This is a genomic window from Pantoea stewartii subsp. stewartii, from assembly GCF_008801695.1.
GTDB classification, from domain to species: Bacteria; Pseudomonadota; Gammaproteobacteria; order Enterobacterales; family Enterobacteriaceae; genus Pantoea; species Pantoea stewartii.
Map to the genome: position 1 here is coordinate 12,956 of NZ_VZPF01000065.1, position 17,268 is coordinate 30,223.

The window sequence follows — 17,268 nt, forward strand, 5'->3', positions numbered from 1 at the left end:
CCATTTCGCCCCAACTTTCCAAAAAAGAAAAACTGATTTGATTACAATGTCATGGCGTCAATTCATCATCGCAGGTAGAATTTTTTATCAGGGAGAAATGCTTTACATGGATGTAAAATAACGCTCTCTTTACCCAACCTGTGTAGTGTAATTCAGATGTTCGCGTTTGCCCGCTCACCTTGACGGGCTTTTTTTCTTCTCAGTATCCAGCCTGACTTTCAATTGATCGGTTAAAACGATCATTCTCCTGAAATCGATCGTTTTTAACTGTTTTCAGACAAGTCTTATTGGCTGTTATCCTCATTTTCTCAACAACAGTGAGGCAGCTATGACACAATTCACCGGGTATCTGCTGCTTTTTGGTCTGACCGCAATGACGCCAGCAATGTTGTTTCTCGCGTTGGTCTATGGGCTCGTTTTCAAAAAGAGACCCGGCTCGCCGGGCTCGTGCTTATGTGGGCTTAACCGGCCAGGTGATATCCGGCGCTTTGCTGGTATCGACAGCGTAGAGCGCATCAAGATAATCCAGCCACGTATTGTAAGCCGCCAGCTCATCCCCTTTCAGCCTTCCCAGCGCCGCCTTACCGGGCCACTGACGTGAATTCATGTAATTGTTTGCCTGGCTGATTAGCGCCGACCGGGTATTGTTAGCCGTATCGACTAATTCTTCCTTTGTCGGAGGGGGCAAATCAACCCATGCAGGCATTGAGTCGGCCCCTGCCCCTCTCATTTTCCCCTCTGGCGGTGTCCCGCTGAACTGCTCAAACACTTCATCTGAGACCTCGATCCCGTCATCGGGCCAGGTATTACTTTTACGGTATTCAGATTCCAGATCTGTGAGATAAAAACTCTTCGTTGATGGTGAAAAAACGTATTGCATTATTTACCCCTTGCATACCAGATACAGTTTGCCGATATGGATGCTTCAACAGCGTTGTCGCCCTTAATGATTGAACCAAGATTACGGGCCTGAAACCCCGTTCCGGTAATGCTGTTTAGCTGCCACAGCGTCAGGCGGTTACCGCCTCCCGTATCGTGCTCACCAATCCAGTAAACCGCCGAGGAGAACTGGATCGGGAAAGTTACACTGACCGTGTCAGTAGTGGCCGCAGAAGTTCCCCACTGCTCAATAACTCCGTCAGGTGTTTTTCTCCAGCCAGCGTTGCTTTGCCAGTAAGTCATGTCAGGAATTTGGTTCTGGCCTGTTCCGACAGTACGTGTCCCGGCTGATCCAATGCCCAGATAAGTGAGCAGGTCTGCAACGCTCTTTTTACCGACGATATCGCGGGCGACTGATGTGAATGCTGTCAGTGAGGCTGCACTTGCCCCTGAAAAATATGGCAGCTGGTCTGCTCCTGACTGTAAAGCTGAGAGAGCACTCAGGTTCCCGTTTGCTGCCTGTAAATCAACCTTCAGCGCGGTGATTAACAAACTCATAAAATTATTTATGTCACCGTTATCAAGAATATCGGTGTTAGTCTTGTTGGCCATGTACTGCGCGATTGCCGCAGCCACAAAACTGGACTGCCGCAACGCTTTGTTGATCTGCGCTGATGATGCTTTACCGGACTGAAATCCGGTTGCAAGCGCAGCCAGGTTTTCGTAATCAGCCTGTGCCGTAACGTTTGCATTCGCCCCGGTCGCAAAGGATTTAAAATTATTTGCTGCCATCAGAGTTTTTTCTCCCATGAACCACTGTCGAAACCCGATATAAACTGGTTATCCATATCGAATCCAAAAAACGTATTACCCTCAGACGGTGTGATAACTGAGGGTATTTGAATGCTGCCCGCATAAACGCCCGCCGCTTTTACAGTCAGATAGCCCTGGCGAATGGCCGCAATGAGTTCTCTCGATACCAGGGTGATATCCTTTTCAGGAAAAACCCACAGCCCGACCGTCATATCCTGCCCGTCAACGATCTGCATCGTCAGGCCCGAACCGGCCAGCGCGTTATCCAGAATTCCTTTTAACGAACCGTTGGTACCATCCCAGTTGTTAATGGCGATTTTGGCTTTGAGGATAATCCGGTAGGTTTCATCGCTGAGTGCTGTATATCCGCTGTCGGGGTCATACGGCCCCTGCCAGATTCCCTGGTCCCAGCCGAGACCGTCCGTATCAAAGGAGAAATAAACCCCTGAGATAGGCACGGACACCGTGCGACTGCGGCCAATCCATTCTCCGAGGATGTCCAGTTGTGCGCCCACGGCCTGATCGATATCAAAGGCCGTCAGCAATCCCTCCATAGCACTGGCGGCATCTGTAAGCGGTCGGGTGGATAAATCAACATGCTGCGTAAAAAGTGGCTTGGTACGGTGATAATTCGTTATCAGGTCGCTGTATTTACTCATGGCGCCACCGTGACAGTGATGTTATCCACCGAACAGGACACCGCCTCGTTAAACGCCGTCACAATATTGGCTGGTGAAACCGTTGCCGCTGAACGCCCAATCTGCAGGCTGTTAATATCGTAATACCGGCTTTCGCCACCGCTTGCCACACCAAGGTTTGCAGGTGAATAAACGCGGCTCAACAACAGGTCATCGCCAATATTCAGCGAGTTTATATAGGCTGCAATGGCGGTCTTTATGTCGTTTCCCACCTGGGTGGTGTATCCGGTGAACACCTTCAGCACGATGGCAACGAAAACAGGTACCGGTGCCGGGCGGGAAAAGCTGATCGTGTGCGGATTACCCCAACTGTCCTGCACGGAAACGGCTGTGCTGCCAAACGTTGCGACGCCCTGCCCCTTCTTGCCCTGGATAACCTTCGCGATGGTGTTGACGTCCCCGCCGTCCACTATGGCTGCGATGGAGTGTGCGGGCAGCCCGTTTGCATCAACGTTGCCTGTGTCGTTTTCATAAAGTTTGTGACGTGTCACACCAGTGATGCTAGCGACAGCTCCGTCAAGTGCTTCGAACGGCGTCAGGGAGGGCAGTGCAACACTCTGACGCTGACGGATGCGAAGCTCTGAATCCTTTTCTGCCGCGCTGCCCACCGTAGCCGCTGACGCATTGGTCACGCTCAGCCATCCGCGTGTTGGCGTGTTAATTTTATTTACCGAACCTGCCACCGCAGCAACGGCACCTGCCACGGCACAGGTACCGGTGGCAATTACGGTACCATCCGGACCTATGGTAATGCTTGCGGGCAGGTTCCAGATTATGCCGTTAGCGTCCTTCACCGAACCGTTGGTAATCGTCGTACCCGCCGCACCGCCAAGCGTAAGGTCTGTAGTTGAGTTCGTGGCCGGGCGACGTGTGATGCCGTTGATTTTAACGTTGCGGGAAAGCGCATCGCTCATGCCGGTAGACGGTGAAAATGAGTTGTAGACTGCTATAGCTGTGTTGTTCGCATCGTGAATGGCCAGCGCCACCAGCGTCACCATCTGGCCGTCTTTACTGTCCGGATCCAGATAGGCATCAGTGCCGTAAATCTGCTGGAAATAGCCGGTGATCGCCGTGAGGATGGTCTGATAAGCAGGCGCACTGATGCCCTGGGCGGTTACCGTTGCCGATAGCCCCAGCGTGTCTAGGTTGAGAGCCATTAAGCCTCGCTTGTAACGGTGGTCGTCCCGTAGATGGTGTCGATGGTGGCGGTAAAGACAACGCGACGTGTCGTGCTATCCGTGGTGGTGTCAAAAGCCTGAATGGACTTAACGCCCTGAGTTTCTAAAATACGCTGACGTATGGCGAGGTTGTAGGTTTCCGGTTTCTGCTTACCCAGCACCGACTGTATCCAGGGGGTGCCGGCCGTTGTATCGAGGAACCACTGACCGTACCAGAGCAGGAAGCGCGTTTTCACAGCCTGCGCCACCGCCTCGGGTGTGTTAATCAGCCAGGTGTCATCGCCGCGGCCAAACGTATAGTCGCCGTCATCATCTTCGCGTCGGTATCTCATTGCGGGCCGCCTGTCTGACTGCTGCCCGACTGCACGCCAGAGTGAACGTGTCCGGTCTGGCTGATGCCCTTCGCTACCTGATCGCCGGTTGATGTCACGGTACCGTTGATCTGAACGTTGCCGTTCACTGTAAGCAGTGGTGTGGTGATGTTCACGTTTCCGCCTTGCATCAGTTCGATAAAGCTGATGCCATCATCGGTGCGAACCTGCACGGATGTGGTGCTGATGCCGGATATTTTCTGCGCCTGTGACTGTGGGCCAATAAAAGCAAAGGCATCGGATAAGTCATGCTGACGCGGATCAACGGGTTCCTGAACGCCGCCGTTCTGCCACCAGAAATCGATGCAGCGATCGGAAAAAACCACCAGGCATTCGTCGCCAGCTTTAACCGGGAAAGTGATGGTGCAGCCGCCACCACGCGGAAAATATACAGGCACATCCATAAGCAGCGGGTAATCATGCGTAGATTCGTTTCCGTTACTGTCTCGCTCGATATAACGGATTGCAGGCTGAATAACCGCTGTGACGGTATTGGGATCGAAAGACTGCACAATTCCCGGCAAGGCTACACGCAACTGATTGTTGATCACGCTGCGCTCAGTTTTCAGTACCTCTGAGAGTTCACCGCTGCGGGTCTGGCTGGATACGGTCATTTGCTTTTCTCCGGACATAAAAAAACCCGCCGAAGCGGGTACTGTCTGAATATCAGGATATCGCTGGTATCAGAGCCAGGATATTTTGAGATTCCAGTTCGAACTAAGGAAAGTTTTATGGATGTGAATTTATTTATTAGCTCGGTTAAAAGCGCTGTCGGGGCGCTTTCTACCATCCAGACCAATGAAGTCCTCCGCGAGAGGATCGCTTTCATTTACGAGCAGATTGAAGTAATTCAGAAAGCCAGCGAATCTGCCCAAAAAGAACTTGCCCAACTTAAAGCAAAGAACATAGAACTTGAGAAGGAGATAGCGGCTTACCGGGCAAAGGATGAGTTTGTCCAGCACATGGGAGCGGCCTTTAGAAAAAATACCTCCGGTGAATACGTCAAAGCGGTTTACTGCCCCAACTGTCTTAAACAGGTCGGGAGCGGGGATATCGATTTTCCTTTCCATTGCGGCACCTGTAATTGGTATTCTGAATTCGATGGGGGATCGCTGAGTTTTATAATGGAGTCATTACCGAAATGAACAAGCCCGCTTCGGCGGGTTAGTTATCTGCCAGCTTTTTAATTGTCTCATGATGCGTCTCACAGCCATTGACTACTCTTTCCTTCCATCAGTTTCCTTGATGCCTCAATTGCTTCGGCTAATTCAATTGCGCAGCCTTCTTCAAAGGTATCTACAGGTTTAACTGGACAGATATACTGTTTTGCAATAAGAATCTTATTAAGAATAACCATTCTGATGGTTTTGCGGGCCACGTAGAATCGGCTGTATCCGGGGCGGCGCTTGAATATCATGTCAGCCCTCTACTTTCACGCACGGGAACGAGCCGATCACGCGCGGTGCGTCCATGCTGGCCTGCAGTAGCTGGACGTTGAGAAAGCGTGAGTTGCTACCATCCGGATGCACATACTCGAATCCGTAGTTATTGCCGTCACGCGCTGGCATAAGGCCCATTTGGACTCTTAGCCCCGACGATCCAAGTTCAGTAATTTTTTGCGAGGTGACCTTTTCACCGTTAATTACTGATACCTGACCTTCTCTAGCGACCATAGTAAAATTTCCGCATTTGACAGTGAAGCCACTGGCTTGCGCGTTAAATGCAGAGAAAATAGTGACGGCTAAAATTAACCCTTTCATCGTATTAACCTTTTTGCAGGGCCGATTGAGAATATAGATCCTGAGAGCCACGCGCTTCACACATTAAGTCCATGTACCACGCCTGACCCCGTGTGTCACCAGTGTACATAATGCTGATGACTTTATAAACGCCGTCTGTAGCGATACTGGCAGGATTTGAAACTGTTCCGCTCGTTGTCGTGTTACCGTTGACAGTCTTATCGGTAATTCTTCCCTGTGACATGCTGATGTCGCTGCCGGGCAATGCGGCGCGGTTGATCACCACATCACCCTGATTCAGCCTTATCAGTCCGTTTACCCGGATATTGGGGTTAATCAGGCTGCGAACGTTGATGCCGTTGCCGATGGTCTGCTGCGGCATACCGATAAGGCCGGTGTCGCTGTTTAGCTCAATGGCTTCATGCATTATCTGATTATCGGCCACCATTTCCATTTTGCCATCAACGAACATCCAGGTGGCGTTGCACTGGTCTGCCACGTTATCCATATAATGACGGGTCATACCCAGCATCGTGCGACCACGCGGGAAAACGGTGGGCGGCATTTGCGGTAGCGTACCCTGCTCAGCGCCATTGACGGAGAAATCCTTCATCAGCACTTTCTGAAAGTCAGCAACGGTATAGCCCGCTGCCAGTGTCATGCTGGTTACGCTGGTTGCATATGCCCGCATCGAGTCCACCGCCTGCAGAAGCACGTAAGAATCAACCGGGTTTTCTTTGCCGGTTAGTGAATAACGCAACTCACCGTCGAAAATAACGCCATAGTTGCGCCCGTCCTGCTGACCCACTGTTTCGGGATCGGCCTTTCGGGCAACGCCAACCTGACTGGCATCAACATCAGAAGCGATACCGTCATAACCTGCAATGACACGAATGCGCGAATAACGCTGGCCCAGAAGCGACTGAACCGTATCCGCCGCGAGGTTGTAGATCCTGAACGTGCCTATCCGCATTATGCTGCTGAGGTTGTACCATTCAATTGTGAACGTGACCTTGAATTTACCCAGGTCAACGCCTTTGCCGTCCTTGTCCACCACCTGCAATTCGAAATGACGCATCCAGTTCTGAGACATAGCTACTCCGTAATGATGTAAAGGTGGCTGCGGGTACCGAGATCGGTTTCTGTCGGGTAGTCCTGACCGGGTACGTCACAGACCACCAGCAGCGAAAAGCCCAGACCGAGGTGATTAAACGGCTCCATCAGGTCAGCGCCGGTTACCAGCGGAATGCCTGACACAATGCCCGTGCCGGTGCTGTCCGAAATATCCAGCACCCAGCAGATATCGCGCCAGAGGATGCGGAACTGATAAGTAGTACCCTTAACGCTGTAGCTATACTGCTGGTTATCAGGAGTTAGCCCTATTTCGTTCATCGCCATTACTGGATACCTATCGCATTGCCTATGGATGTGCCTTTCGTCCAGTCAAACGCGCCTGATGATTTGAGGATCGACACGTTGACGGGCTTGGAAGATTTGGCCCCGGTGTTAATGACAGCCGAAGTAGATGCACCATTTTTCATATTCGACTTGTCTGCCACCTGAATGCTCTGCGTGCTGGTAATAATGATTTCGCGCAGTGTGCGCGTGGCAGACAGCACGTTTTCTGTAAAACGGTCGGTGGTGACCTCCAGATTCTGCAACAGCATATTGCTGTACAGCCGCTTGCCCGTCACCACATCGAACGGCATCCGGTCAGACTGCAGTTTAAGGAGTTTTTCGTACGCCTCGCGCGGGCTCATTTCCAGTAGCGCGATGGCAGTCAGGTTGCTGGCAAAGTCCAGCAGCGAGCCGCCACCGGCAAAACCCACCTGCATCACTACCTCAGACGGTCGCTTGTACGCATGGTCAGAGACTGCTGCGCCAACCTCGACAGGGTGTTCGGTAATCTCGAGGCGGTCGCTGTGCTTTTCAGACACCACAACGCTGGGAACGATAATGCCGATTTTGCGCGACTGGAGGCGAAACAGCGTAGATAGATAGTCCATCACTTCACCTTTGTTTGATTTTTGATGTCGATATTCACAGCCTGTTCATTAACCTGCTTCCCGACTTCCTGACCAATCTCACGCGCGTTGCCACCATAGATGTTATAGGTGTTCTGCTGGTGAACGGTGTGGCCGGCTGCCTGACCAGCAAGCGGGCTGTTCCAGTTGGAGAAACCTTCTTTGCGTGCCATTGACTGCATCAGCGAGGTCATCACCTGCGGATTGTTGAGGTTCAACGCCACATCCGGCGATACGCCCATCCACTTCGAAATATCGCTGATATATTTACCGGTGTCGTTTTCGCTGGAAGGTGCCCAGGTAGACACGATATCGGTGATTGTCTGGAGGGCTTTTCCGGTGGTTTTGCCGGTGAAATAGCGCATAAGCTGATTGCGCATCGCGCTCCAACCGTCCAGTGCGTTGTCGAATGTACGAAAGCCGCCACCGCTCACAGGTCGAAGGTTGCCGGGGTTGTTGTTCCGGTCAGGGAGGTTCCCCGATGAACCGCCCGCCCATGCTGGCAGTAGCGAATTTAGGGCGTGATTTGCATACTGATAAGCGCCATTCACTATGTCGTTCGCCTGGAAATACGCACCATTAACAATACCGTTAGCGGTATTGTAGGCACCACCTGCTGCACCAGTCGCGGCATTGTATACACCACCACCAATCGCCTTCACTCCCTGACCAAGCGGGCTTTCAATTCCCGTTTTGGCAAAGTCTTTTAACGAGTTCCAGGCCCCGGTAAAGTCACCGCGAATGATTTTTCGTAACGCATCCACCAGCGCACCGATCATCTTTATGGATAAACGGACACTTTCGGTTATCTGGTCAAACAGCCACTTGCCGCTGAACTTTGACGTATCGATATTAATCAGCTCGCCCAGGTGCGTGACGGCATCCGCTATCGCGCCTCCCAGCGATTTGACCTTATCGAACAATCCGACAAAGTCAGTACCCAGACCCTTGATCGCGGTGGTGGCCTTTTTGATGCCAGGCTCCCATTTGCCCCAGTCAATCAGCGACTGCCCGCCTTCCTTCCAGGTGAGATAATCCTCAACAAGGAGGGCAATAGCTCCCGCCAGCATCATCACACGGCCAATGGGCGACGACATGAAGACCGTATTCAGTAGTTTCCAGGCCACGATCAGGCCACCAATTGAGGCGATCACCTGCTGGGTAGACCTGTCGAGGCTGTGCCACCAGTCGATCACCGCGCCGGAGGCCTGAATAAGCCGGTAAACCACACGTCCGAGCATGTCACCGAGCCAAAGAATGGCTTTGCCGCCCGTGGTGATGGCCTGCTCAATTTTCGGGAAGTTATCCAGGACCTGGCGACGAAGGCTGTCGATGGAGCCCGACAGACCGCCCGCAAGGTTTGAGCCGATTTTGTCCCGCGCCATGCCCGCCATTTCACCGAACGACCGCAGAGAAGTCATGAAACGGTTAGATCTCACGGCGGCCGTATCGGCGTTATAGCCAATGGCCTTTGCCATCTGCGTATACTGCGCGGAGAACTGGCCCACACCACGTCGCATGGCCATCAGCGTGTTTTCATCAATGCCCAGCATCTGTGCGTACTGGTTGGCGCGGTAATACGGCATATTGCGCAGCTTATCGCCGACGCCCGTGAAAATGCTGGCCATGTCGCGCATGTTGCCGCTGGCGTCCCGCGTCTGCACGCCCAGGCGGTTGAGAAAGCCCTCAGCGCCGGGATTGTTGCGCATGAAATGGGCGAGGCTTTCCAGCGATGACCGCGCACCGTCAACGGTACCGCCCAACTGCGACACGGCAAAACCAATCTGCTGGATGCCCGCAACCGTTGCACCAGTGCGCTGCGATGCCCAGTAAAGATTATCCAGTCCGCTGGCAATTTTAGCCGTGTAGGCCACAACCGAAAGTGCCGCCGCCTCAACCGCGGCTCCCAGCTTTACCGCCTGCAGGGTAGTGTTCGCTATCGTGGCATCAAATTTTCTTGCGCCGGACTCGTCTACCTGAAAGCCCAGCGAAATCAGAAAGTCCTTGATTACATCAGCGTTCATTATCTGCTCTCCAGCGGGCTATGCGGGCTTCATTGTCGGCTTTCAGATCCAGCCAGTCATTCATACGTGCAAAATCGGCAAGGTCTAACTTGCCGTCTGTGAGGGATTCATAGCGACAAACGCCCTCAATGACAGGGCGCATCAGAAAATCCTCGCCATCCGGCAGCGTATCGAGTATCAGCCCTGCTACTGCTGGCCCTCCGTCACGCTGTCTTGGGGTGCGGGCAAAAAATTTCCCAGGCTGTCGCCCACCACGCGACCGACAATCTGCAGCATGCTGAACAGGTCAATATCGTCGAATGCCAGGTCATTACCCTGGAGTACCGGCACCCAGCGGTCTTTACCGTGCGCACGCTGCACGACGGCCAGACATGGGAAGATGATCGCGTTGGTATCTTCTTCGCTCAGCCCCGCCACCGCATCGGCAATTTTTGGCAGCACCGTTTCGATGGTGCTGTTGACGTTGCCGCCCTGTGACGATTCACGCAGCGCCTGAAAATCCCCCAGCATACCGGCCAGCACTGGCAGCAGCTTGCGGGACACTTTCAACTGGTCGAACACGCTCAACTTTGACGCGCTGTAGCGAATACCTTTAATTTCGAATTGCATAGCTTCTCCGTTATGCTTTTGATTTCAGCAGGTCAGTAATCACGCTTACAACGGATTCGGCTGTGGTTTTTGCCCTTTCCCGTACTGCATCAGCGGGGAGCCCCTTCTGGACATAGTGTTCGGTAACGCGTGTCACTGCGGGGAGTACATCATTCAAAATGGCGTGGACGACATCCGCATCCACTTCAACGCCGCCAATAAAACTGGTTTTATTTTCCATCGGTTAAAACTCCCCTAAGATTTCGTCGATTTTGCCCGCATCAAACACCCAGGAGACGTTGCCGGCCACCTTCGGGTTGTTCCAGTCTGGCTGTTTCTGAAATGCACAGGCGCGTGCGGTCACGATGTCACCGGATGCCTTGTTGCGCAGAACAATGACGTTATTGCCCCACAGCGCGGACGAAAGAGACTGCGCGTTGTACATCAGGGACAGCTTCTTGTTCACGGGTGACGTTTTCTGCAGGTTGACGGTTACGGTACCGCCTTTGCCAGCATGCAGGCTGTGCATCACCTCACCGTCAGCGCCGATCGTCATGGTGTTTTTTGCCTCCGACATGGTGACCACAATCCCCTCATCGGAGTTTGCTGAACCGTATCCAAGGTCAATAACGCCGGTCGGCCCCGTCAGCGAGGCCGAAATATCCATAAAACTGTATGCACCACTCATTGATTATTTTCCTCAGCGCATGACGTTAATCTGAACGCTGGCGTAGTGGATTGCTCCCGCCAGCTTGCAGGCCACCTGAACCGGTACCGACTTACGCGCTTCGCGGTCAGCCTGGGCCTGAGACGAAATCGCGGGCATAAACACGTAATACCCTTTGGTCAGGGTATCGCCCGGGGAAAGCTGGCCAATCTGACCGCCGTTCCAGACACCGGGCGCAATAAGACCGTTGTTCACCGCCTGGTCCATAGAGGCTTCCACGTTTGCCATGATGCGCGTGTTACCCGCATCGGTCTGCGGCACCTTCGTTCCGCTGGTGTACAGCAGGTTAAAGAGGTTGGTCTGTACGTAGTTCTGCAGCCAGTCGAGGCCGTGGCGCTCATCAAAGAAATCGCCGTTGCCCATGACGCCCTGCTGCAGAATGGCCGTGTCGTTGGCGTAGTACACGTAAACGTTACAGTTCTTCGCATCCAGCGCGGCCGCCTGTGCAGGCGTCAGGCTTTCATAGGTGATACCGGGCTCCTGCTTGAATTTCAGCGTGATGGTGGTACCGAACCCGTTGAAATCCACGGTAAACGCACGGCCAAACGCCGAGATTGCCCCGTAATTACTGGTTGATGAATACTGCACGAACGTGCGGCTGTATTTCGCCGCTTTCACTTTCGACGCGATATCGGTGTTCACTGTAGTGAGCAGTGCATCTGTGTTTTTCGTAGTAACGGCAAGGATGCGGCTTAACGATGAGGATTCAATCGCGGCGCATACCGGCAGCAAATCATCGTCTTTACGGTCAGCATCATACGTCACGCCGAGACCGTACCAGTTGGTAAAGCCCAGACAGGCGTTCACGCCATCGAGTAAGGTCTCAACCTTACCGACCTCGGCCGCCGCCAGCGTTTTCGCCCAGCGCCCCACATATACCTGCGAAGGCGTCGGCGACTGCGAGAAGTACGCCACGGCGGCAAGGTATTCCTCACTGTTGGTACCGAAATCGGTTCCGATGCTGGCCGCCGAGGTATACAGGCGGATACGTTCGGTCAGCGGAATGATGGTTGCGCTACCCAGGATGAGCAGTGAGCCAAAGTTACGGCCCGCCGCCGCCCTTGGCGACATAATAATGTCCACGCTGGCAACGTTTGAAACGGGTAAGCCCTGCGGCATGGGTTATTCTCCTGAAATACTGAAAGGGGCGTCGGTCAGCGACTGGATACCCCAGGTGCTGATGACTTTGCGGCGCAGGCGAACCATCACATCGTAACGGCGTACCCACTGATTATTAATGAGTTCCGGCGCGGGCCGGATGCTGTCGCAGTCCGCCAGCGTTAATCCCCACTGGCCCAGCGTGTCGTTGTTCTGATTCACGGCCAGACCGTCACGAAACTGCGCGGCAACCTGCTGGCCGGCTGGCCCGTAAAAAGACGCCAGGCACTCCACCAGCTCATGCCGCCATTGTTCGGCGGTAGCGTCGGTCTGGTTAACGTATGCAGGACCGGCATCAGCAGCAATGCCCGTCACGCCAAACGCGCACCAGTTAACATCGGCTGGAGGGATTGCAAGCGGTTCCGGCTGCCAGCGTGGGCGAACCATTCCGTCACCCAGACCCGACAGCCCGAGTATCCATTCAGTAAGCTGGTCTTCCAGGGGCATATCGTAGACATTCGCTGCCTGCTGCGGGGTAAGCCAGCCGGGCTGTCCAGTGGTGTTACTGCTCAACGGGTGTCCCTCCGTCAAACGGCAGCAGTTCGCAGTGTGCCTGCACAAATCCCGCGCCGTATGCGGTGTACGGATCGACAAAGGACACGCGGTAATCGCGCCCCTGATACGTCACGATATCCGCATCACGTCCGGTCTGGCCCTGCGTCAGGCGTTCTGTGGTGACGATCAGGATTGCACCGTGAACTACGCTACCCGCTTCCAGTCGTCTGTTTTCCAGTGATTTATCGACCGTTACCACGCCCGCAAAAGGAACGGTTTCTTTTGTCGCTACCGCTCTGCCCAGCCTGCTGACGGTCTGCATACTGCGCGTGACAGTCAGGGTGGTGTCGCAGAAGTCGGGATCGAAAAGAATGTCTGTTACGTCAAGATCCGGCATTTTTATCCCTCACAACGTAGGTGATCGAGCGGAGCAGTTGCCCGGTGTCATACAGCGGTTTTGTGCCGCTGCGGCCCCGGCTTCGGCGGTCGCGCAGTGTGGCTTCGGCAAGCGGGGTAAGCTGGTCACCGGCCGTGATGACGTTTCTGGCAGCGTTCACCGCCTCCGTTCCGGCGCGGTTCAGCATGGCTTCGGCGGCTGACGCATTACCGCTCAGGACTTCAAAAGCGGCCTGCTTCATCAGGGCGGCCACCTTTTCACGCGACTGCGCAATACCCATGTGCAGAAACGGACGTGGCGGCAGCTGAACGCTGTAGGCAGCGACTTTATGCTGCGTGGCAAAGTTGCTTTTCGCCTGCTGCACAAACTGCCCGTTGCGTTTGAAACTGCCATCGTCAGCAATCTGGCGGTAAACGGTGGTCATGTGCTCCGGCACACGGATGGTGCCGCCAAAGCTGTGCAGGTAGCCCAGCTCGGCGTTGTTGATTTCCATCCCGTCTGAACGTTCGGCACGGTCTGACGGGATACCCACCAGCACGTCGCGGTTACCCAGCGTTTTGAGCGCATCGAGCACCGCCTGAGCATTGTCCGCACGGAGAACAAGACCCGATTTCATAACTGAACCCCCCCGGCACCGAACATCATCATCAGTTGCCAGAATTCCGCACCGTAGCGTGAATTGTTCCAGAAACCGGCATCGGCATTCAGCGTTGAGCCGGTGTCATAGCTCACGCTTACTTTGTCCACCGACTTGGATGCCTGCACGCCGTTGGTCGAGCCACCCGCGCCGCCCGTCAGAGAGGCGCGGCGATCGGCAGCAAACAGCACCAGGTAATGCGCCACGAACAGTTCAGCGAAATACGGGAAAAGCTCGCGGCCCGTCACGTTTTCATTAAGCAGGCGATCGGCAAGGGTCAGGCGAAAGGTGATCTGCGTATCGGGAAATTTCGCCTCGTCAGCAAACTGCGGGAAATCGCGCCGGAAATCAGCAACCGTGGGAAGTGAAACGTTTTTGCTCATAACTCACCAGGAAAAAAAGCCCCCGGAGGGGCTGGCTGTCAGAGTCCGTCAAGGTAGGCGATGGTTTCCGGGTAAACCGGCTCAACCGCGCCCAACTTGCCGTAGTAGGTCACAATTTGCCACAGGCCGCGGTACTGCACCGGAATGCTCTGCAGCGGCACCATCGGGAAGCGGACAAACTTGTGGTCTTTGGTGTAGGCCACGGCACGATCGGAACCGTTCGCACCCGCCCCTTTCAGCCATTTCACCGCGCGGATGTTCAGCGGCACGCCGTTCTGATGGTAGGCGATGGTGTTGGTGGACAGGTAAGACAGCAGCGACTGGTTACCGGCAGACGACACGATGACGCTTGCCAGGTACGCGAACTGCTCAGGTGGAAGCAGCAGGTCAGTCGGCACAACCGCATAGCCCGTAGACGCCCAGGCGGCGTTTAGCAATGTGTTAATGTCATTGCGAATGTCATCCGGCTTACCACCCGCCCACACCTTCGCAGCGGCCTGCGTGTTGAGGCCCGGCTGATTTACCAGACCCGGCACGCCGTTAGCGCCCAGCGTTTTGTCACCAATATACACCTGCTCATCGATGTCCATGTTCCACTTAAGCTGCATGCCCGCGTGCTTCTGGGTGTCGATCGGGCGACCCACGTGCTGCGCGGCGGCCAGCTCTTCAACCGTCCAGCCCAGCTCCATGCCCCAGGTGTTCAGGGCGCGGAAGCTGCGCTCGATGTTGACGCTAACGCCCGCCAAGGCGGTGGATTCCTGAGAAATCCAGTTTTTACCGTTGGGGTTTGCGCCGGTACCGACCGAGCCGAACTGGGTGTTGGTCCAGCTCGAAATCTGGTCATAAATCGCCACATCGGTACGCAGGTCAATATCGCGCGACCAGGTGTACTGGACCAGCGGTTCGTTCAGCGTCTGATCCAGGCGCTCAAGCTCACCGACGAGGAAAACGCCGGTGCTGTCATACGTAGCCCGGTCAAAAGTCTGCATGTTCTGCATGGATGTTCCTTAAATCTTGTAGGAGATTTCAGCGTTGCCGTCTGCATCACCGGCTCCGGTGAAGAAGGCATACGGCATGACCAGGGTGTTAATCTGGGGCTTGTCGGCGGTGCCGGTGTTTTCCGCTGCGGCCAGTACCGCACCCAGCGGGCTTGTCTGCGTCGGGTTGGCGTTGCGGATATACACCGGTGCGCCACGGGTAATGCCGCGTGCATCGCCGCCCACGTTCACCACCATGTAGCCGCGCTTTAGGATGTCGCCCACATAGCCAAAGCCCGCGCCCATCAGGTAAGCCCTGTCCTGGACGCTCTGGGTCGGATACGGACGCACAAACATCCCCTGGATTTTGTCAGCGGTGTCGCCCGCCGCCAGCGGTACGAAGTTCGGGCCATCGTATTTGCCCGCCAGCCCGTAGGCCGGGAAGGCACTGCCCGCATCGGTTTTCAGTACGGCAGGCTCCGTGGTCAGATCCTGCGGACGTGACACTGCGCCCGCAAAGCCCACAGACATGCGCAATAAAATTGAGTTATTCATGAATTATTTGCCCCGTTTGTCCCAGAATTCGCGGTTGCGCTGGTTGATGGACTCAATGGTGGATGACACTGTCCGGCTGGCGTCGGCCGTCCGGGTTGCCGTGTTGCGGCTTTTGGCCAGTTCGGCCACGGCGTTAAACGCCATGTTCACGGACGAACGGTTCATCTTGCGCACGTCCGCATCACCCACAATCTGGCGCACCAGCGCCTGATCGGCAGCGGCCAGCACGTCACGCTTGAACGCGGTGGGCTTCATACTGCGGTCAAGGTTAACGCCCGGCATGATGAGCTCAGCGCGGTAAGCGGAATCGCCGGTGGCTTTTTCCTCTTTCTCGTCCTTTTCTTCACCGTCACCGGTTTTATCTTTGTTTTTGTCCTTGTCTTCCTCATCGCTGTCGCCGGTGCGGCCTTCCAGCTTGTCCAGACGGGCTAGGATGGATTTCGCCCAAGGCGGCGCTTCCTCTTCTTCATCGGCGGTTGCGCCCACGATGGGCTTCGGATCAGCCGGTAACGGCTGCTGGGGTGAAAGATTAATGTTTACCACGCCCGGAAGGTCGTCAGAATCGCCGGTGATAGAGCGCGGGGCGGTCTGGGTCATTTCGGTAATGGTATCCATGTCGCCGGTTTTGACGGCGCGTTTCAGCCGGTTAAACCAGCTCTGTGATACTGTTGCCATTGTGTCGCTGTCTCCGATAGAGCAGATAATTCCGGCCCTGCCTTTGGGGACAAGAGCCACGTGATTGCCGGTAATATGGTGCTGATCTGCATTGCCCGGCCCTTCCTGGCGGTACTTCGCGTCATAGCCGCATGACACTTCGCGCAGGCCGCTTTCGATGGCGTCTATCGCCACCTCGTCCTTGATGATGAGGTCAGCCAGAAGAAGCTCCGACTGTTCACCCTCGCCGCGCCGCACGTCAGAAACGTGGCCAACGGCGAGTTCGCGCCAGTTCTCCGGATCGACGAACAGCAGATTGCCAAGATCGTCTTCGGGATGCAGGAGGGTGACGGACATTCCCTCGAATGAAGCCATAGCCTCCGGGCTGAACACTTCCTCGGGAGTGCGCGTGACGACGATTTCGCCGTCTCCGTCCGGTTCCAGTTCGGGAAAGTCCGCCTCTCCGTAAAGCTGTTTACCCGTCCGGGCGATCGGCACGTCCTTACACAGCAGTGAGCCATCGGCCAGCCGGTATCGCGTGTCACCCAGACGGGAATTAAAAAGGTATTTCATGGTTCACCTGCGGATTTCAGGCATAAAAAAAGCCGCTCAGAGGCGACCGCTGTTGAAAGGAAAATTGCCGGGGTTTCCGGCTTATTTAACATAATGATTCTTACACGCCCCTGGCATTTGGCACTCATTTGAAATGACACGCCAAAGGCCCATAAAAGTCACTTTTCAATACAATTTAGGGTGATTTACCCGTATAACATTTTGCAACAAACAACCACTATCAGCATTCACTTAAAATCGGTCATCAAGCGCCCGTTTATCCACGTTTATGCGTAAGCGTCGCATTCAGACCGTATTGACGTTCAGGCAGAGGGAAGCTCGACCTTCCATGGCAGCAGATCGCGGACCCGGTTCACCGGCCAGTCCTGTATATGACCGATGACGTAACGCAACCACGT

The 17,268-nt window shown here is 54.7% G+C and carries 26 protein-coding genes; 1 reads left to right on the forward strand and 25 read right to left on the reverse strand.

Annotated features, from left to right (window positions below):
• Positions 1-451: 451 nt before the first annotated feature.
• The 6 genes from F7Q90_RS18140 to F7Q90_RS18165 are packed head-to-tail and all read right to left on the reverse strand — an operon-like array spanning position 452 to position 4,553.
• Positions 452-880 (reverse strand): tail fiber assembly protein, encoded by a 429-nt coding sequence (locus tag F7Q90_RS18140; RefSeq protein WP_044241800.1) that lies wholly within the window; start codon positions 878-880, stop codon positions 452-454.
• Positions 880-1,671: a gp53-like domain-containing protein gene (locus F7Q90_RS18145; protein ID WP_006118761.1), complete on the reverse strand. Its 792-nt coding sequence runs from the start codon at positions 1,669-1,671 to the stop codon at positions 880-882. The genes F7Q90_RS18140 and F7Q90_RS18145 overlap by 1 nt, the downstream gene beginning before the upstream one ends.
• Positions 1,671-2,351: a DUF2612 domain-containing protein gene (locus F7Q90_RS18150; protein WP_006118759.1), complete on the reverse strand. Its 681-nt coding sequence runs from the start codon at positions 2,349-2,351 to the stop codon at positions 1,671-1,673. The genes F7Q90_RS18145 and F7Q90_RS18150 overlap by 1 nt, the downstream gene beginning before the upstream one ends.
• The gene (locus F7Q90_RS18155; RefSeq protein WP_006118758.1) at positions 2,348-3,547 is read right to left on the reverse strand and encodes a baseplate J/gp47 family protein; all 1,200 of its coding nucleotides are present in this window, start codon (positions 3,545-3,547) and stop codon (positions 2,348-2,350) included. The genes F7Q90_RS18150 and F7Q90_RS18155 overlap by 4 nt, the downstream gene beginning before the upstream one ends.
• The gene (locus F7Q90_RS18160; protein ID WP_006118757.1) at positions 3,547-3,900 is read right to left on the reverse strand and encodes a hypothetical protein; all 354 of its coding nucleotides are present in this window, start codon (positions 3,898-3,900) and stop codon (positions 3,547-3,549) included. Before F7Q90_RS18160 ends, F7Q90_RS18155 begins: the two co-directional genes overlap by 1 nt.
• Positions 3,897-4,553, reverse strand: a complete 657-nt coding sequence (locus tag F7Q90_RS18165) for a Gp138 family membrane-puncturing spike protein (RefSeq protein WP_006118756.1) — start codon at positions 4,551-4,553, stop codon at positions 3,897-3,899. Before F7Q90_RS18165 ends, F7Q90_RS18160 begins: the two co-directional genes overlap by 4 nt.
• 117 nt (positions 4,554-4,670) lie before the next feature.
• Here F7Q90_RS18165 and F7Q90_RS18170 point away from each other — a divergent pair, with 117 nt between their 5' ends.
• Positions 4,671-5,084 (forward strand): hypothetical protein, encoded by a 414-nt coding sequence (locus F7Q90_RS18170; RefSeq protein ID WP_006118755.1) that lies wholly within the window; start codon positions 4,671-4,673, stop codon positions 5,082-5,084.
• 59 nt (positions 5,085-5,143) lie between these two features.
• Here the strand turns inward: F7Q90_RS18170 and F7Q90_RS26735 are convergent, their stop codons facing one another.
• From F7Q90_RS26735 to F7Q90_RS18260, 19 genes are all read right to left on the reverse strand, one after another.
• Entirely contained in the window at positions 5,144-5,317 is a 174-nt protein-coding gene (locus F7Q90_RS26735) for a hypothetical protein (protein WP_170283817.1), read from the reverse strand.
• A gap of 40 nt (positions 5,318-5,357) precedes the next feature.
• Positions 5,358-5,699, reverse strand: coding sequence for a hypothetical protein (locus F7Q90_RS18175; RefSeq protein ID WP_044241798.1), 342 nt, complete (start codon positions 5,697-5,699; stop codon positions 5,358-5,360).
• A gap of 4 nt (positions 5,700-5,703) precedes the next feature.
• Positions 5,704-6,771, reverse strand: a complete 1,068-nt coding sequence (locus F7Q90_RS18180) for a hypothetical protein (protein WP_006118752.1) — start codon at positions 6,769-6,771, stop codon at positions 5,704-5,706.
• Positions 6,772-6,773: 2 nt separating this feature from the next.
• Positions 6,774-7,076, reverse strand: a complete 303-nt coding sequence (locus tag F7Q90_RS18185; RefSeq protein ID WP_006118751.1) for a phage baseplate plug family protein — start codon at positions 7,074-7,076, stop codon at positions 6,774-6,776.
• On the reverse strand, positions 7,076-7,684 hold the full coding sequence (locus tag F7Q90_RS18190; RefSeq protein ID WP_151161044.1) for a phage baseplate protein: 609 nt from the start codon (positions 7,682-7,684) through the stop codon (positions 7,076-7,078). The genes F7Q90_RS18185 and F7Q90_RS18190 overlap by 1 nt, the downstream gene beginning before the upstream one ends.
• Entirely contained in the window at positions 7,684-9,726 is a 2,043-nt protein-coding gene (locus F7Q90_RS18195) for a hypothetical protein (protein WP_006118749.1), read from the reverse strand. Before F7Q90_RS18195 ends, F7Q90_RS18190 begins: the two co-directional genes overlap by 1 nt.
• Positions 9,716-9,868 (reverse strand): DUF6889 family protein, encoded by a 153-nt coding sequence (locus F7Q90_RS18200; RefSeq protein WP_006118748.1) that lies wholly within the window; start codon positions 9,866-9,868, stop codon positions 9,716-9,718. Before F7Q90_RS18200 ends, F7Q90_RS18195 begins: the two co-directional genes overlap by 11 nt.
• Before the next feature lie 44 nt (positions 9,869-9,912).
• Positions 9,913-10,335: a phage tail assembly chaperone gene (locus tag F7Q90_RS18205; RefSeq protein ID WP_006118747.1), complete on the reverse strand. Its 423-nt coding sequence runs from the start codon at positions 10,333-10,335 to the stop codon at positions 9,913-9,915.
• Positions 10,336-10,345: 10 nt separating this feature from the next.
• Positions 10,346-10,555 (reverse strand): hypothetical protein, encoded by a 210-nt coding sequence (locus F7Q90_RS18210; protein WP_006118746.1) that lies wholly within the window; start codon positions 10,553-10,555, stop codon positions 10,346-10,348.
• Positions 10,556-10,558: 3 nt separating this feature from the next.
• Complete coding sequence (locus F7Q90_RS18215) at positions 10,559-11,002, reverse strand: DUF3277 family protein (RefSeq protein WP_006118745.1); 444 nt, start codon at positions 11,000-11,002, stop codon at positions 10,559-10,561.
• Positions 11,003-11,014: 12 nt separating this feature from the next.
• Positions 11,015-12,160, reverse strand: coding sequence for a DUF3383 family protein (locus F7Q90_RS18220; RefSeq protein WP_006118744.1), 1,146 nt, complete (start codon positions 12,158-12,160; stop codon positions 11,015-11,017).
• A 3-nt stretch (positions 12,161-12,163) separates the two neighbouring features.
• Positions 12,164-12,712: a phage neck terminator protein gene (locus tag F7Q90_RS18225; RefSeq protein WP_006118743.1), complete on the reverse strand. Its 549-nt coding sequence runs from the start codon at positions 12,710-12,712 to the stop codon at positions 12,164-12,166.
• On the reverse strand, positions 12,702-13,091 hold the full coding sequence (locus tag F7Q90_RS18230; protein WP_006118742.1) for a hypothetical protein: 390 nt from the start codon (positions 13,089-13,091) through the stop codon (positions 12,702-12,704). Before F7Q90_RS18230 ends, F7Q90_RS18225 begins: the two co-directional genes overlap by 11 nt.
• On the reverse strand, positions 13,078-13,707 hold the full coding sequence (locus F7Q90_RS18235) for a hypothetical protein (RefSeq protein WP_006118741.1): 630 nt from the start codon (positions 13,705-13,707) through the stop codon (positions 13,078-13,080). Before F7Q90_RS18235 ends, F7Q90_RS18230 begins: the two co-directional genes overlap by 14 nt.
• The gene (locus F7Q90_RS18240) at positions 13,704-14,111 is read right to left on the reverse strand and encodes a DUF4054 domain-containing protein (protein ID WP_006118740.1); all 408 of its coding nucleotides are present in this window, start codon (positions 14,109-14,111) and stop codon (positions 13,704-13,706) included. The genes F7Q90_RS18235 and F7Q90_RS18240 overlap by 4 nt, the downstream gene beginning before the upstream one ends.
• A 38-nt stretch (positions 14,112-14,149) precedes the next feature.
• Positions 14,150-15,100 (reverse strand): DUF2184 domain-containing protein, encoded by a 951-nt coding sequence (locus tag F7Q90_RS18245; RefSeq protein WP_044241835.1) that lies wholly within the window; start codon positions 15,098-15,100, stop codon positions 14,150-14,152.
• Between the two features lie 18 nt (positions 15,101-15,118).
• A complete protein-coding gene (locus F7Q90_RS18250; RefSeq protein WP_006118738.1) occupies positions 15,119-15,643 on the reverse strand; it encodes a structural cement protein Gp24 in 525 nt (174 codons plus the stop codon).
• Positions 15,644-15,646: 3 nt separating this feature from the next.
• Entirely contained in the window at positions 15,647-16,870 is a 1,224-nt protein-coding gene (locus tag F7Q90_RS18255) for a DUF2213 domain-containing protein (protein ID WP_006118737.1), read from the reverse strand.
• 302 nt (positions 16,871-17,172) lie between these two features.
• Positions 17,173-17,268, reverse strand: a 96-nt coding sequence (locus F7Q90_RS18260; RefSeq protein WP_151160719.1) for a transposase domain-containing protein, incomplete at its 5' end; no start/stop codon positions are given.